The sequence below is a fragment of the Eubacterium sp. genome (assembly GCF_057858645.1).
Genome location: NZ_DBLZZO010000041.1, coordinates 1 through 15448, shown reverse-complemented (window position 1 = coordinate 15448; position 15448 = coordinate 1). Strand labels below are relative to the sequence as shown.

The 15448-nt window shown below is 31.8% G+C and carries 13 protein-coding genes and 2 pseudogenes; 14 read left to right on the top strand and 1 reads right to left on the bottom strand.

Translation table 11 applies throughout. From position 1 onward, the window contains the following. Positions 1-178 precede the first annotated feature (178 nt). The 12 genes from ACZM4J_RS11715 to ACZM4J_RS11660 all read left to right on the top strand — a co-directional run bounded on the left by ACZM4J_RS11715 (position 179) and on the right by ACZM4J_RS11660 (position 13073). On the top strand, positions 179-346 hold the full coding sequence (locus ACZM4J_RS11715; protein WP_158561106.1) for a hypothetical protein: 168 nt from the start codon (positions 179-181) through the stop codon (positions 344-346). Between the two features lie 646 nt (positions 347-992). Further along, positions 993-3107, top strand: coding sequence for a bifunctional metallophosphatase/5'-nucleotidase (locus ACZM4J_RS11710; RefSeq protein WP_489486230.1), 2115 nt, complete (start codon positions 993-995; stop codon positions 3105-3107). A 331-nt stretch (positions 3108-3438) separates the two neighbouring features. Further along, positions 3439-3720, top strand: coding sequence for a helix-turn-helix domain-containing protein (locus ACZM4J_RS11705; RefSeq protein ID WP_428244842.1), 282 nt, complete (start codon positions 3439-3441; stop codon positions 3718-3720). 27 nt (positions 3721-3747) lie between these two features. Further along, positions 3748-4944, top strand: a complete 1197-nt coding sequence (locus tag ACZM4J_RS11700; RefSeq protein WP_428244841.1) for a sce7726 family protein — start codon at positions 3748-3750, stop codon at positions 4942-4944. 165 nt (positions 4945-5109) lie between these two features. Then, a complete protein-coding gene (locus ACZM4J_RS11695; protein ID WP_147337657.1) occupies positions 5110-5322 on the top strand; it encodes a hypothetical protein in 213 nt (70 codons plus the stop codon). Positions 5323-5347: 25 nt separating this feature from the next. Continuing rightward, positions 5348-5503 carry a hypothetical protein gene (locus ACZM4J_RS11690; protein ID WP_158561142.1) on the top strand — a complete coding sequence of 52 codons (156 nt, stop codon included), beginning with the start codon at positions 5348-5350 and terminating at the stop codon, positions 5501-5503. A gap of 59 nt (positions 5504-5562) precedes the next feature. Then, positions 5563-5796, top strand: a complete 234-nt coding sequence (locus ACZM4J_RS11685; protein WP_428244840.1) for a DUF4258 domain-containing protein — start codon at positions 5563-5565, stop codon at positions 5794-5796. A gap of 8 nt (positions 5797-5804) precedes the next feature. Further along, the gene (locus tag ACZM4J_RS11680; protein WP_336302302.1) at positions 5805-6026 is read left to right on the top strand and encodes a type II toxin-antitoxin system MqsA family antitoxin; all 222 of its coding nucleotides are present in this window, start codon (positions 5805-5807) and stop codon (positions 6024-6026) included. Between the two features lie 659 nt (positions 6027-6685). Further along, the gene (locus ACZM4J_RS11675) at positions 6686-7174 is read left to right on the top strand and encodes an RNA polymerase sigma factor (protein WP_428244839.1); all 489 of its coding nucleotides are present in this window, start codon (positions 6686-6688) and stop codon (positions 7172-7174) included. A 25-nt stretch (positions 7175-7199) separates the two neighbouring features. Next, entirely contained in the window at positions 7200-8060 is an 861-nt protein-coding gene (locus tag ACZM4J_RS11670) for an RsiV family protein (protein WP_428244838.1), read from the top strand. 33 nt (positions 8061-8093) lie between these two features. Beyond that, positions 8094-8987: a polysaccharide deacetylase family protein gene (locus ACZM4J_RS11665; protein WP_302690422.1), complete on the top strand. Its 894-nt coding sequence runs from the start codon at positions 8094-8096 to the stop codon at positions 8985-8987. Positions 8988-9239: 252 nt separating this feature from the next. Then, positions 9240-13073 (top strand): glycoside hydrolase family 76 protein, encoded by a 3834-nt coding sequence (locus tag ACZM4J_RS11660; RefSeq protein WP_428244837.1) that lies wholly within the window; start codon positions 9240-9242, stop codon positions 13071-13073. A 230-nt stretch (positions 13074-13303) separates the two neighbouring features. Here the strand turns inward: ACZM4J_RS11660 and ACZM4J_RS11655 are convergent. Continuing rightward, positions 13304-13450: pseudogene (locus ACZM4J_RS11655) on the bottom strand (TspO/MBR family protein); the annotation flags it as partial. Between the two features lie 960 nt (positions 13451-14410). Between ACZM4J_RS11655 and ACZM4J_RS11650 the strand changes: the two are divergent. Further along, entirely contained in the window at positions 14411-14947 is a 537-nt protein-coding gene (locus ACZM4J_RS11650; RefSeq protein WP_302690420.1) for a hypothetical protein, read from the top strand. An 81-nt stretch (positions 14948-15028) separates the two neighbouring features. Then, positions 15029-15448: pseudogene (locus ACZM4J_RS11645) on the top strand (MBOAT family O-acyltransferase); the annotation flags it as partial.

Here is a 15448-nt window from a genome sequence, read left to right as displayed (position 1 = left end):
TAAATATTTGTTTCTACATGAGCAAATTTATCAATTGATAGAAATTACAAAGGATCATATAGAAAAATTTATTGTGTATTGGTTCCCAAGAGTCTATTTGGTTGAACGATAGGGAGAAAATGGTGCATCGTTCAACCAACAGAAGCAACAGTAATATTAAATCCTGATACAGGAGAAGTTGAAAAAAATAAATATACCTATCAATTTTTTTGATAATCTTAATGATTCTGATTATGAGATGATAGAATACAAAGTATCAGAGCATTTACAGGAAAAAGGATTTGACGAAAACTATGAGGCAACAGAAGAAGGAAAAATTTGTGAATCAATACTTGATATGTTATAGAAAGCATCTTGCAGATAATGGCAGGATGTTTTTTTGTGGGAAGGAGAAAATATGGTAAGAGATGATTATCATGTAATTGTGTATCAGATATTATCATATTTGTACCAATGTTTAAAAAAGGTGCTGTCATTGATAGTAAGAACTTTGAACACAACTGTAAGTACTTTCAAATCAATAAAGATTACTGGGTGTACATATTATACAATATGCAATGCGTAGGTAATGTCAGTACACCAGACAGCGTTTAGACACTCAGGATTAAACTGTTCATTAAGAATGTTATGAAGTTCACGGCTAAAGTCAGAGTCTTTTGTTGTGGCAATCCATGGTTTTGACCATTGTGCCCTGATGCCTCTACCTTTGCAGCAACCTCTGTATAGATGGCTTCGGTTAGTCTTTTCCCAGAATGCCTATGACTTAGTATTATCAAGTATTGTTTTTTCAAAATTTAACATATTGAAATTCACTATTTTTCTTTCAACCATTTTTGGGATGTTGAAACGTTTAAAGTACCAAATATTGAACAAAAATATTCTATTACAAATTCTCTCTTTAAATCTTTAACTATTTTGGTATAATAAAATAACAAAATGGATTAGTACTAAGACCAATTTTCGAGTTAATTTTATGAAAGGAGAATTTGGAAATGCATAAGTATTCAAAAAAATTATTTTCAATAAGCATGTCATTTTTACTTATAATTAGCTTATTGTCCAGTACGATGATTTATGGTGCAGAATCAGATACCACTACTTTTTCTGATTTGAATGTAAATAATAACCAAATTGTCGTTCTTTATACAAATGATATACATGGAGGTGTAAGTAATCATTCACAATATTCAGGTTCAAGCAAGAGTTTAGGATTTGCAGGAATTGCCGCCTTAAAAGAGGAGGCTGCTAAGTCTGCTGCCGACGTCACATTGGTAGATATGGGAGATGCACTACAAGGAAGTGTTATTTGCTCACAATCAGACGGATTAGACTGCCTGGATATTATGAACCATGTGGGATATGACTATCAGGTTTTAGGTAATCATGAGTTTGATTATGGAATATCTCAGACTAAAACTTTTATGGAATACTCCACTGCTAAATATCTAGCTGTAAACTATATTGATTTAAAGGAAAATAAAAATATCTCACAGCCATACGACATAAAAACATATAATGTTAACGGTCAAGAAATAAAGATTGGCTACGTAGGTATTCTAACTCCTGAAAATATAACTAAAGGTTCAGTATCTACATATCAGGATGAGGACGGAAATTACATTTATGGATTTTGTGGAACAGACTTGAATGAATTTTACGGAAAGATGCAAGAAGCTGTAAACGAAATGAAATCAAAAGGCGCAGACTATATCGTAGCATTGGGACATCTTGGTGATGAAGGTATTACTGATGGTTGGTCTTCACGTGAATTAATTGCCAATACAACCGGTATTGATGTATTTTTAGATGGTCATGCTCACAGTTTTCTTAGTGGCGATACTGTTAAAAATAAAGAAGGCAAGAATGTTATTTTATCATCTACCGGAACAAAACTAGTTGACATAGGTGTCTTACAAATCACACTGAACAAAGATGGTTCTTTGTCTTCTAAAACAAATCTTGTTAATCAAATCACAGATGAAGAAAAAGAATTATCTTCATACAAAACTATAGATTCTTATGTAACAGGAATCGAATCAAAATATTCTAATTTAGTTAGAAAAGTTGGAGAAAGTGACTTTGGATTGTATAGTTACAATCCGGATACCGGAAACCGAATTATCCGTTCACAGGAAACAAACTTGGGTGATTTTATAACTGATGCGTTTAGAGTTGGTATGGATGCTGATGTTGCTTTTTCTAATGGTGGAAATATTAGAGCCGATTTAGCTTCAGGAGAATTGACCTATTTAGATATTTTAAATGTTTTACCATGGAGTGATTATGTTGTTAAGCTTGAAGTTACTGGTAAACAGTTGCTTGATTGTCTTGAAATGGGAGCTCATTTATGGCCTGAACAATGCGGTGGATTTATTCAAACTTCAGGGTTGACTTATGATATAAACACTGATATTAAACCATCTGTCACAATTGATGAAAACGGACAGTTTGTTTCAGTAGACGGTGAATATCGCGTTAAAAATGTAAAAGTTGGTACAAAACCTTTAGACTTAAATAAAACTTATACATTAGCGATTGATGATTGTTATTATCATGACACAAATGATGGAATGACGATGTTCTTAAATTGCAAAGCTTTAGTAGATGTAGATGCTAAAAAGGTTGATGCCGACTTAGTTTCTGATTATATCTCTTCAAAAGGTGGAACAATCCCTGAAGAATATAGAAATATCAATGGTCAGGAAAGAATTCATTTTATAAATAATTCCACAACTGTGAAACCAGAAACACCAACATCAGAAAACAGCACAACTGTTAAAGAGCAACCTTCTACAAAGGTATCTCAGATTACAACCACACGTAAAATTGCTCCAAATAAGGTTGTAATAAAGAAAGCAAGGAAAACCGGCAAAAAAATCGATCTTAAACTAAAAGCCCTCAAGCGTGCTTCTGGTTACCATGCACAAATATCTTATAAGAGAAACTTTAAAAAAATTGTAAAATCAAAATTTTACAAAAAAGCTAAATTTAAAATGACACTTTCAAAGAAAACCAAGAAAAAAGTGTATGTTCGTGTTCGGGCATATATTTCTTATGGAAAAGTGAAAAAATTTGGTAAATGGTCAAAGATCAAAGTTGTTAAGTAAGAGTATTGATTTTCTTTCCCCTTCAAATCCATCAATTTGAAGGGGAAAGAAAGATAACAATTAAGCTGCTTTGTAGAAAAATCGGATACATTTTTGTATAAATATTAACACGGGAAAGTAAAGACACCTTTAAAGGGTGTCTTTTGTATATTGTAGAAAAGTATATATTATAACAGTTATTACTTTATATTCAGGTGTAGTTTGCTTAGGAAATATTATAAAACTTGAAATACACAAACATTTGCTATAATACTTATGGATAATATTTTATCTAAAAATGGCTCAAAAACGTGAAAATAGATAATATATTATCAGTAAAGGAGAACAAAATATGAAGACATATGTGTGGGAAACCACAGAAGAAATAGATAAAAATATAGCTGGAAGATTAAGAAATATAAGAAAACGGCATTGCATTTCCCAGGAAAAACTTTCAGAAATAAGTGGTGTAAGTTATGGCTCAATAAAAAGATTTGAGTCAACAGGACAGATATCACTTAAAAGTTTAACAAAAATAGCAACCAGTCTAGGTGTGGTAAACGAAATAAGGTCACTGTTTACAGATGTTCCGTATAGGAATATTCAGGAGGTTATAAATGAAGGGAAACAATAAAATATAACAATATCAGGTGGAATACAAATGTTAAAAGACAAGGATATAAGGGAACCTTTATTTGATTTTTTTGATGAAAAATTTGGTAAGGTGAGAATAATAGAGGAAAAGCAGATTGCAAAATCAAGAGCAGATGTAATGCTTGTATTGGAAGAAACTCTTGTAGGGGTGGAAATAAAAAGTGATGCAGATACTTACACAAGACTTGCCAGACAGATAAAAGATTACAATAAATTTTTTGATTACAATTATGTAGTTGTAGGCAGCAGTCACTCCAAACATATAGATGAACATATCCGTGAATACTGGGGAATAATAGTGGCGACTGAAGATGAAGGAGATATAAAATTTCAAATTTTGCGAGAGCCGGGGATTAATAAAAGGGCTCAGAAAACTTACAAAATGAAACGAAAATTAAGCATACTTTGGAGACCGGAACTGGCTCGCATTCAGGAAATAAATAATATGCCAAAGTATAAGCAAAAAAGCAAAGATTTTGTAATAACAAAAATCATGGAAAAAGTTCCGTGGGAGCTGCTACATAAACAGATAAGCGAGGAACTTTTCCAGCGAGACTACAATACTATTGGCGATGTGATACAGGAGTGGAAATTAAAGATAGTTGCACATTGGCTATTTAATGATTTATGGAAAGAAAGAGACAAAATTATTAATAGAGCAATAGAAATGTTAAATGCAACAATTAAAGATGAAAATGTTGTAGATTATACTGATGAAGTAAAAGAATTAAATAAAAAACGAAAGAAATATGAAGAAAAACTTTCCAATCTTGTTGAACTTCGTGTTGAAGGAGATATTTCAAAAGAAGTTTATGAGGAAAAGAAAGGAGTCTTCAAAAAGCAGATTGAGTACATTGATTCAGAGCTATTGAAGCGTGATGTGAAAAATTCCGCAATAGTTTCAAATGTAAAAACGCAGATTCAATTACTTACGGATTTGCTGGAAAAAAAGTATGATGTTATCAGTGGAGATATTCCAGAAGACATAGTGGAAACATTCATAGATCAGATAGTTGTTCATGATGATTATTTTGAATGGAGACTTAGAACATCCACAGAACCGGTGCTATGTAAAGTGGAAGGAAACGAAAAAGATAACACTATTATTTTTTTAGAAAATGACTCCCACAAGGTTGCCGCTCAATACAGGCAGCTATTGCTAACAAGTAATACACTGATAAGTGAAAGGAATATAATTACTTAAAATAATGAACTCCTGTATACCGGAAATGGTGTGCAGGAGTTTTTTTTCACATAAAATAGTGTAAAATCAAAATTATAATATCTTATGGGAGAAAATATAAGTAATATTTCTGTATTAGTAGGTAAAAATGGTTCAGGTAAAACCACTATATTGGACATATTAGGAATGGATAGAGAAGATAGATTGAAAAATTCGATAAAAAAGAAAAGTGTAAAAGATGAGTATTTTTTGTTGTACTATATAGGAAGAAATGACGATGGAGATGATATGTATGGTATAGAAGTAATGGGGAAAAATGTACTAACCCGTAGATTTGAATTATGGAAGCGAAAGAAGCTTAGAAGAAGATGGAGGATGTGTTTTCCTATTAATATCTGATGAAGAAAAGGAACATAGCAAAATAATGAAAAAATATTTTGTAGACAAAGAAGATTGTGAGTTTAAAGATATATTAGTTGAAAACAAGGGTGAACAGTGGATTTCTGAACTATATATTTCAGCTACAGAATATAGCATTACTATTGTGTACAAAAGGGGGGAGAAAAGAAAAAATGTTTAATTGATATTTAACACACGGATAAGTATAATGTAAATATAGAACAAAAGTCGTAGACTTATTTGGAAAGAGACATTTCAAGAGCAGATGTTAAAAAATGTGTTTTGGAAGGTGAAATAATTGAAGATTATCCAGATGATTTTCCACATCCTAGTTGTTTAATTTTTGGATATACTATAAATGATAAAATAATACATGTTGTTGCTGGAAGTGATGGAAAATATATTTATATTATTACAGCATACTTTCCAAATACAATCAAGTTTGAAAAAGATTTAAAGACAAGGAGGAAATAGATATGTGTATGTTTTGCAAATGTGATACAGTTAAACAAAGTACTACAACTCATGTTGTTAATTACAAAAATAGTATCATTGTAATTAAAAATGTTCCTTGTGAAGAATGTGAGCAGTGTGGAGAAAAATATTATACAGACGAAGTAGCAGAACAGTTAGAAAAGATGGTTAATTTAGCAAAGCAAATGATGCAGGAAATTGCAGTGCTAGATTATTCAAAGGTAGCATAAAAAGATAAAGCAGAAATAGGAGTGGCTGTAGTAAGCCTATGATATGTAACGGCTCAGGCAGCTATTGCTAACAAGTAATAAATACACTAGTAAGTATTACAGGGCAAACACTTTTATCCACTTTTGGGGCAAAGTTTTCAGCCAGTAATGAATCAATTTGAATCAGTAATGTAAAACTGAATCAATAGTGCCAGTAGGAAAAAATAAAACTCACATGAGTTGTGAGAGTGTCCAAGCATAAAGAATGACCTTGATGGTTCTGTAGAAATACAGACCGTCAGGGTCTTTTTTGCTAATAAATAGGCTTAAAACAGGCTATTGACAGCAGTTTTTAATAATTGGAGAAATACCTTATTTTAAGGGCTTTCAAGGGTCTTGAGTTACACATAAAATCATAATTTTATGAGGAACAGAAAATGTAATACAGAGTTAAAGGGTATTACTCTGAAGCAATCTATTTTATGTTTGAAACATGAATGGATAGGGGAAATCTCTGAAGGACAAAGAATTTACACAGGATAAAAACTTTGCCCCGAAACAGAATGAAAGAGATTGCCCTATGACAGATATAATTATAAAAAAGTATTTTTTTTATAAAAAAATGAAACTTTTTGGTACTTTGAATAGTCTAAATAGTATAAAGCGTAAAGGAGATAAAATTGAAAGAGAAAAAAGAAGATATAATTAGCAAACTTCTTATAAATAATTATGACAAATATTATCATATAGCATATAGCTATGCTCAAAATAAAAATGATGCACAGGATATAGTACAAAAAGGAGCGTATAAGGCTATATATAATTCGAAAAAATTGCGTCAGGTAAAATATGCAGACACATGGATATGCAAAATTATTATAAATGAAGCAATTAATTATATTAAAAAAAACAGGTTTAATTGGGATAGAGATATTGTAAATGAAATGAAAGATGAAAAAGATGTGTTTGAGATTGAAGATAATAAGATTGAATTGAAACAGGCGTTGAACAAATTAACAGATAAAGAAAGGGCTGTAATTGTATTAAGATATTTTGAAGAAATGAGTTTAAATGATGTTGCGTACATTTTAGGTGAAAACTTAAGTACAGTAAAAAGTAGGATATATAGGGCACTTGAGAAGTTAAAAGAGTATATGATAGTTAAATAAATTGTGATATGAAGGAGAAATTAAGATGGTAAATGATGAAATGTTAAAAAAACTTAAAAGTCAATATATTGGAGTCGAAGTTCCTGATGATGAAAAAATGAAATTAAATGAAGTTTTAGAGTATGCTAAGATTGATAAAAAAAGAAAAAGGAAAAAAGTTATAATTGCAAGATGGATGATTTCTGTTGCTGCATTGTTGTTAGTTGTAATTATGCCAAATACAAATGAAACATTGGCATCATCTTTGAAAAATATACCTTTGGTGGGAAATATTTTTACTGTAATAACAGTTAGAAAATATGATAAAGATAAAGATATCAAAGTTAATATGGCAAAAGTAGATTCTAATGGAGATATTAAAAACAAAAAAACAGTTGAAAAGTTAAATAATGATATAAAAAAATATACAAACAAGATAGTGAATCAATATAAAACTGATTTAGGTTCAAGTGGATTTAGTGATTTATATATGGATTATAAAATTGTTGTTAATAATGATAAGTGGTTTACAATAGCATTTACAATAAATGAAACCGGAGCAAGTGGATACGAATTTCATAGATATTACAATATAGATAAATCAAGTGGAAAGATTGTTAGTCTAAAAGATATGTTTAAGAAAAAATCTGATTATATAAAGATTATAAGTAATGATATAAAACGACAAATGAAACAACAAATGTTGACTAAAGACGTTGTATATTTTATTAAAGATAATGGCATTTCTACAGGATTTAAAGAAATATCAGGCAATCAAAACTACTATATAAATAATGAGGAAAATATAGTAATTGCATTTGATGAGTACGAGGTAGGACCAGGATGTACAGGGGCGCCTAAGTTTGTAATATCAAAAGATATAGTAAAAAATATTTTAAATAATTAAGAAACATAAATACAGATAATGGAGACGAAAAAGATGACAAGAGATGAAAAAAAACAAAAGAGAATAAGACAACTTAAAATGCGTGTAGTATCCACGTTATTAATATTGTGTTTAGTAATCGGAGCAGGCGGTTGTATTTTAATAGAAAAAAACAAAGGGAGTAAAATAGTTGTAAGAGTTAATGGTGAAGTTGTTGAAAATACAAAGAATGTTGCGGCTAATGGTGAAAAGGCTTCAACTGAAACAAAGAAAGAAAACGGTAAAACCGAAGAGAAAACAACAAAAGATAATAAAAGAGTAATTGATCCTAATAAACCTATGATTGCATTAACCTTCGATGACGGGCCGGGGGAGAGAACATTGGAATTGCTGGAAACATTGGAAAAATATAAAGTTAGAGCTTCGTTTTTTATGTGTGGTACAAGTCTTTCCAGAAACGATATAAAGGTGGAAGAAATTTTAAAGAAAATGGATGAATTAGGATGTGACATGGGAAATCATACGATGGATCATCAGTCATTGCTAACATTATCCTCGAAAAAAATCAAATGGGAAGTGGAAGGGGTTAATGATTTGATTAAGAAGCATGTTGGACATGGAACTAAATTTGTGAGACCACCTTACGGAGCAGGAATCAGGGATAAGAAGGTAAGTAAATATGTAAATGCACCTATGGTTTGCTGGTCTGTGGATACATTGGATTGGAAGACAAAAAGCAAAAAGAAAACAATAAGGTCTGTTATGAATGATGCTCATGATGGAGATATAGTGTTGATGCATGACATTCATGGATGGACAGTAGATGCAGTAAAAAAGATTGTTCCAAAACTACTAAAAAAGGGATATCAGTTAGTTACAGTATCTGAAATGGCAGAGGCTAAAGGCTGCAAACTAGAAAATAGAAAGCCATATTTTGAATTCTTCTAGATATAAGAACCGTTATGTTAAATTAAAAACTTAGCATTGCGGTTTTTATATGCAAAAAATTAACTTTTCACAGGAGATAAATAACCAGATAGAACCAGATACAAAAACAATTAAATAAAGGCTAAAAGTATTATCTGTCCCAACTTAAAAATGGTGTGTATTTTTTAGAAATGGTAACCAAATTTTATATTTCATTGAGCCTTAATTTGTAAGGTGATAACCTACAAAAAAGAGTGAAAATAGGAGGGAAACATGCTAAAAAGATTTATTTCAATTTTGCTAACAGTAGTTATGGTTAGCACGTTGTGGGGCGGTATGAATTTTGGTCAAAATGTTGAAGTAAAAGCTGCAACTGCAGGAATAACTAATGGTGCAACTTATACAATTGTATCGGCATATAATGGTAAGGCAATAACACAGACTGACCTTTCAACATTTTATGCAAATTGTGTGGTTTGGAACACAGATGCAATGAGCGATTTGGCAAGATGGACATTAAAGGAAACAGGGGATTATTATAATATCACCAATGTAGTATCCGGCAAAAGTATAAAAATAACCGGAAAAAACAATGGGGATAATATGGACTTAAATGGTAATGATAATTCTGATAATTACAGATGGAAGTTAGTGCCAATTACATCAGGAAAATATTCAGGATGTTACTATATTGTTTCAGCTGTAAAAAATGATAATGGTGAAGAAGAATATGCTGAAATTATCAGTGATGATGACAAAAAAGATAAGGATGGCGCACAGGTCAGATTATGGACAAAGGCAAAAAGTGTAGATTATGAGCCTCGTCAGATTTGGAGAATACAAAAGAGTGATGCTGAGAATTTATCATTTACTGAAGCAATGGCGGACAAGGCTTTAGAAGCATTTAAGAACAAATATTATGTTAAAAATTCAACAACAGGATATGACAGCCTGGGTGGTGGATTCTGGGGAATTGCAGAAGTTATGGAGGCTATGCTTGATGGATATGAAACAACAGGAAAATCAATTTACAGGGATATGTTTCAAAATACATATAAGGATTTTATAGCAAGAAATGGAGATTATTGGTCAAATAATGATTTTAATGATGATATAGCCTGGGCAGTGCTTGATTCCGTAAGAGCATATTTGTTGTTTGGTGATCAGAGTTACTTAGACATTGCCAAGAAAAACTGGGACTTTATGTATAAAAGAGGAACAGAAGGAAGAACAGACGGGCTTATCAGATGGTCTCATGAAAGCGGAAAAGGTGACGGAACAACGTCATGTATTAACGGACCTGCAACAGTAGGTGCATGTTATCTTGCAATTGCCACGGGCGATGACAGTTACTATACAAAAGCTAAAAGGGTATTTGATGCATGGAGAAACAGTTCACTGTATGTAAGGGAAGGCGATGATGCAGGACATGTATGGGATAGTGCAGGAAACGCCTGGCGTTCTACTTATAATCAGGGAACTTTCCTTGGAGCAGCAATCATGCTTTATGAAAAATATGGAACACAGCAGTATTATGATGATGCATGCAATGTCATGGCAAATACAGTAAAAAACTTATGCTATAACAATATTTTAAAAGAAGAGAATACAAATTCAGGTGACCTTTCAGGTATGAGAGGAATTCTCATGAGGTATATGAGAAAATTCATTGTAGATTTTAATAAGGGTGAGTATCTTTCATTCTTTAAAGATAATGCAAGAGTTGCATGGATGAATAGTAATTCAAAAGGAATTATGCAATGTTCATGGCAGAATAAAGCATCTGAAGACGCAACATGGGATTCATTTGCGGCTTATAACGCCATTTCACTTATGGCGAATATGCCGACATATGCAGATAATTTACAAAGAGATGCTTATTCAAATATTGAAGCAGAAGATTTAGATTATTGTAAAGGGCTTATTTCAGAAAATTCCGGCGGAACAAGTGGTGGCAGAAGTCTTGGTGGTGTAAAGAACGGCAACTATGCTGCTTACTACAATATTGATTTTGGTGAGACAGGTGCGTCAAAACTTACATTTAAATATTCAAGAGAAACTGAAAAAGAAGATGCAAATGGAATACTGGAATTTAGGCTTGGAAGCACAACAGGACCACTTATTGCAAAGGCAAGCATTGAAAATACAGGAACATGGCAGAACTGGAAGGAAGTGACAATTGATACAGCCCGCATTACCGGAGTACAGAACGTATACATAGTGTTTAAGTCAGATACATCACATGTATGTAATTTTGATTATTTTAAATTTACTAAGGCAACAAAGGATGATCAGGGATACTTTTTCCTAAAGTCAGATGCATCAAAGCAGTATGCAAGGTGTAAAAACGGAAGCAGTGATACAACAATTGTTGCAACAAGTGATAATAGAGATGAGTGGGAACAGTTTAAAATAATTAAAAATGATGATGGAACAGTTTCTTTCAAATCATTAGTGTCAGGAAAATATATATGTATGGTAAGTGAAGGAGCATATCTTACAGCAAGCACCTCCGCAATATATAACGGAGAAAAATTTGTTATAGAAAGATACGCGGAAGATACAAGTAAAAATAAACAGTTTGCTATTAGGTCAATTGCAAATGGAAAGTATTTGTGTGTTGATCCAAATGGCGACAAGGCGGTTCTTTCAACTTCAACTACTATAGGTGGCTTAGGGGAAACTTTCCATATGGAAACCGTAAATGGAGAATGGATAGTGCCTGACGGAACTGTTCTTGCGGATAGTGCATATAAAGATGCATTTTCAAAAATTGAAGCAGAGAACACAGATGACTATAATGGAACAATTAATTATGATACATACCTAGGAAATACCAATGACGGTGAATGGGCAAGATATGATAGTGTAAGGTTTACCAAAACCGCAAAGAGTATTATAATGAATTACTCTGTAAGAGGTAAGATTGCCACAGGAAAAGTATCATTATATTTAGATAGTTTGGATACGACACCTGTTGGAGAATTGTATCTGACTGAAACTGCTGAAGATAGTTGGGATACATATGTTGAAAAAAAGTTTGCTTTGGAAAAAGAGATAAGTACAGGAGTTCATAAGGTATATCTTAAATTTACTCCTGACAGCGGAAAGACATATGTTGGAAATATTGATTATTTCTTATTTAGTGAAGAACCAACAACAGTAGCACCACCTACTACAGTAGCACCTACGACAGAGGCACCTACAACAGCAGCGCCTACAACGGTTGCGCCAACAACAGAGGTACCAACAACGGTAGCCCCTACGACAGAGGTACCAACAACGGTAGCACCTACAACAGCAGCACCAACAACGGTAGCTCCTACTACAGAGGCACCAACAACGGTAGCTCCTACTACAGAGGTACCAACAACGGTTGCACCTACTACAGTAGCCCCTACAACGGTGGCACCTACAACGGAAGCCCCAACGACAGAGGCACAGACAACAATGGCGCCTACAACACAGAGTAAAACTTCAACAGAAGCAATTGGAGAAGGAAGCGATGTAGGTAAGGTTAACAGGAAAATACTTAACTGCAAGAATGATAAGGATTTAGCAGGATCTACTTTCGGAAAACTTTGTGTAAAGGTTAAGAAGAGCAAGAAGAAGGCTATCAGTCTTACATGGAAGAAAATACAGGTTGCTAAGACATATGTTATATATGGTGCAAAATGTGGAACTTCATATAAGAAGATTGCAACTGTTCACAGCAAGACATTTACTAATAAGAAGCTAAAGAAAGGTACTTATTATAAGTACATGGTTGTTGCATTAAATGAAAAGGGCAAAGTGGTAGCAATATCCAAGTTAATTCATGTGGCAACAAAGGGTGGAAAAGTAGGTAACTGTAAGAAACTTAAAGTGAACAAATCAAAGGTTAACATAAAGCAGGGCAGGAAGTTCAAGTTAAAAGTTAAACAGATTGCTAAATCAAAGAAGGTTAAATTAAAGAAACATAGAAAGACAGCCTTCGAATCAGATAATCAGGATGTGGCTGTTGTATCCAAAAAGGGAGTCATTACAGCTAAGAAGAAAGGCAAATGTTCAGTTTATGTTTATGCACAGAATGGTGTGTACAAACGAGTGAAAGTTACAGTTAAATAAAGATATATAATATTAGAAAAGTAGCGGGCATTATGATACGCCCCGGTCATATAGACAGGGGCGTATCATGAAGCCCGTTATTTTGGCTTAAAAACAACAAAGAAGCAACGTTTATTTTTGTATTATATAGATTGCCAAATTTAAATATCCTGCAAATGAAGGTAAAAAACAATATTGACCAAAAGAAATTAAAAGCAAGTTAAATAAACAGATAAGGCTTTATCATTAGGTTAATCTGAAATTACTGCAAGATCGGAACTGATACCCATAAGGACATACAGAATAGTCCAAATAATTGGGAAAACACATCCCAGTGGAGAGAAAGGCAGCTTGTTTATCATCTCAAAGGTCTGCATATTTCCCCGGGTTAAAAGGGCAGATAAAACACCCCTATGGAATTATTGTATATTAGAGAACAGGATTTCCATCTGGCTAGTGGAGAAGAGTAGGATGATATTCTGAATCATTATGAAAAAAGAATAGAAAAATTACGATTTGGAAAGAGTAGCCAATGAAAAATACTTGATTCAAATTAGTTGTCGATATTGTCAATAAGTTTGAAATAAACTTTTATATGTGGAATTTTTAAATATATATTACACATATTAATTCAAAAAATAAAAAAATATCGACAATATCTACAGGACAAAAAAGAGAGGAGAAAGCATACGCGTAGGTTTTTAGCGTTCATAAAAAGTCTTAGAAATAATTTGCAAAAAATGAACAATCTTCAGATTTACAGAATGATGAAGAGTACTGGAACTATTTGTTTAAAATGGCTATAGAATACGAAGAAGAAGCTAACTGTAATATAAGTATAGGACAGGTAAGGTCAGAGTTGCATTCTATTGCAGAGTAAGTACGCAACACGAAAGCCAGATAGGAGCTTTAGAAAACCAAATTCAGTACCTATCATACCAGTATGGGAGGTGGGTGACAACTACCCTAGGCTAGAGGGTTTCATTTCTCACTTCTTTCTTACGCTGGCGATTTCCAACTTCTTCATATAAATACTCTAAATCATGCAAAGCAGATAATTTTGTATTTTCAAGTTCTCTTTCTCCTTCATCTCTAATCTCTTCCGATAATTTTTGTTCACATTACTTAACTATATTTTCTAACTTTCCTATCTTTTTTGAGGAGATTCTTTTTCTTCTGATATAGTCATCTCTTTAGTTCTTTTATATTTATTGTATTGATTTTCTAAAGAATTACAAATTTCAATACTCTGTTTAATGTTTTTAAATAGTTAAAATTTAATTTTTGTAAAACGTAATAATTTTTCTACCAATTCTAGTAAAATTGTGATAGAATATTGATAATAGGAGGAAAAAGAAATGAAACAAAAAAAATTTTTTATAATAGGTTTGATATTATTAGCAGTTATCTCATTTATAATATTCATACTAGTATCAGGTAGTGGTAAGAAAGGTAATGTTGAGACACCAAAAAACGTTAATGACATTATTAATACTATAAATAAAAATAACAAAAATGTTTTACCCGAACTTGAAACTATTAAAGTAGATATAAAGAATATTGATGAAGTTACTAGTTATACTGGATTAAAAACAAATGATGGAATCGAATCAATTGTTGTATCAGAACCGTTGGTAACAGCACAAGCTTATTCAGTTGCTATTGTTAGGGTTAAAGACAATGCTGATGTAGAAAAAATTAAACAAGAGATGTTAGATAATATTGATATGAGACGTTGGATTTGTGTTTCTGCAGAACAATTATATATCACAAATAGTGGTAATGTAATATTCTCTGTAATGGCTGATAAAGATGTTGCTAAAGCAGTATATAATGATTTTAAGAAATATGTAAATAATAATATTGGAAAAGAATTAGAAAAATCAAATAACTAAGAAAATATAGAACTTCCATCAGAAACGCCAGCAGAAAAATAATGAAGAACCTTTTAAGGTGCCTTTTTATAGGAGGATAAGATGTTATTTAATAGTATTAGTTTTTTATATTATTTTTTACCAGCATTAATAATTATATATTTTATAACACCTAAAAAATATAAAAATATTATTTTATTAATTGCATCTTTATTGTTTTATCTTTACGGAGAACCTAAATATGTTTTCTTAATGATTGCAGAAATTATTATTGCTTATATAGGTGCTATTTTAATTGATAAATATAAAAATCAAAGTAAAAATATATTAATAACAACTTTAATTATACATATATTTTTATTAATAATATTTAAATATACTGATTTTATTATACAATCAATTAATGATATATCTAATGCTAATATTAAATTATTAAATATTGCATTACCAATAGGAATATCATTTTATACATTTCAAATTATAAGTTATCTTATTGATGTATATAATGGTAAAGTTAAAGTT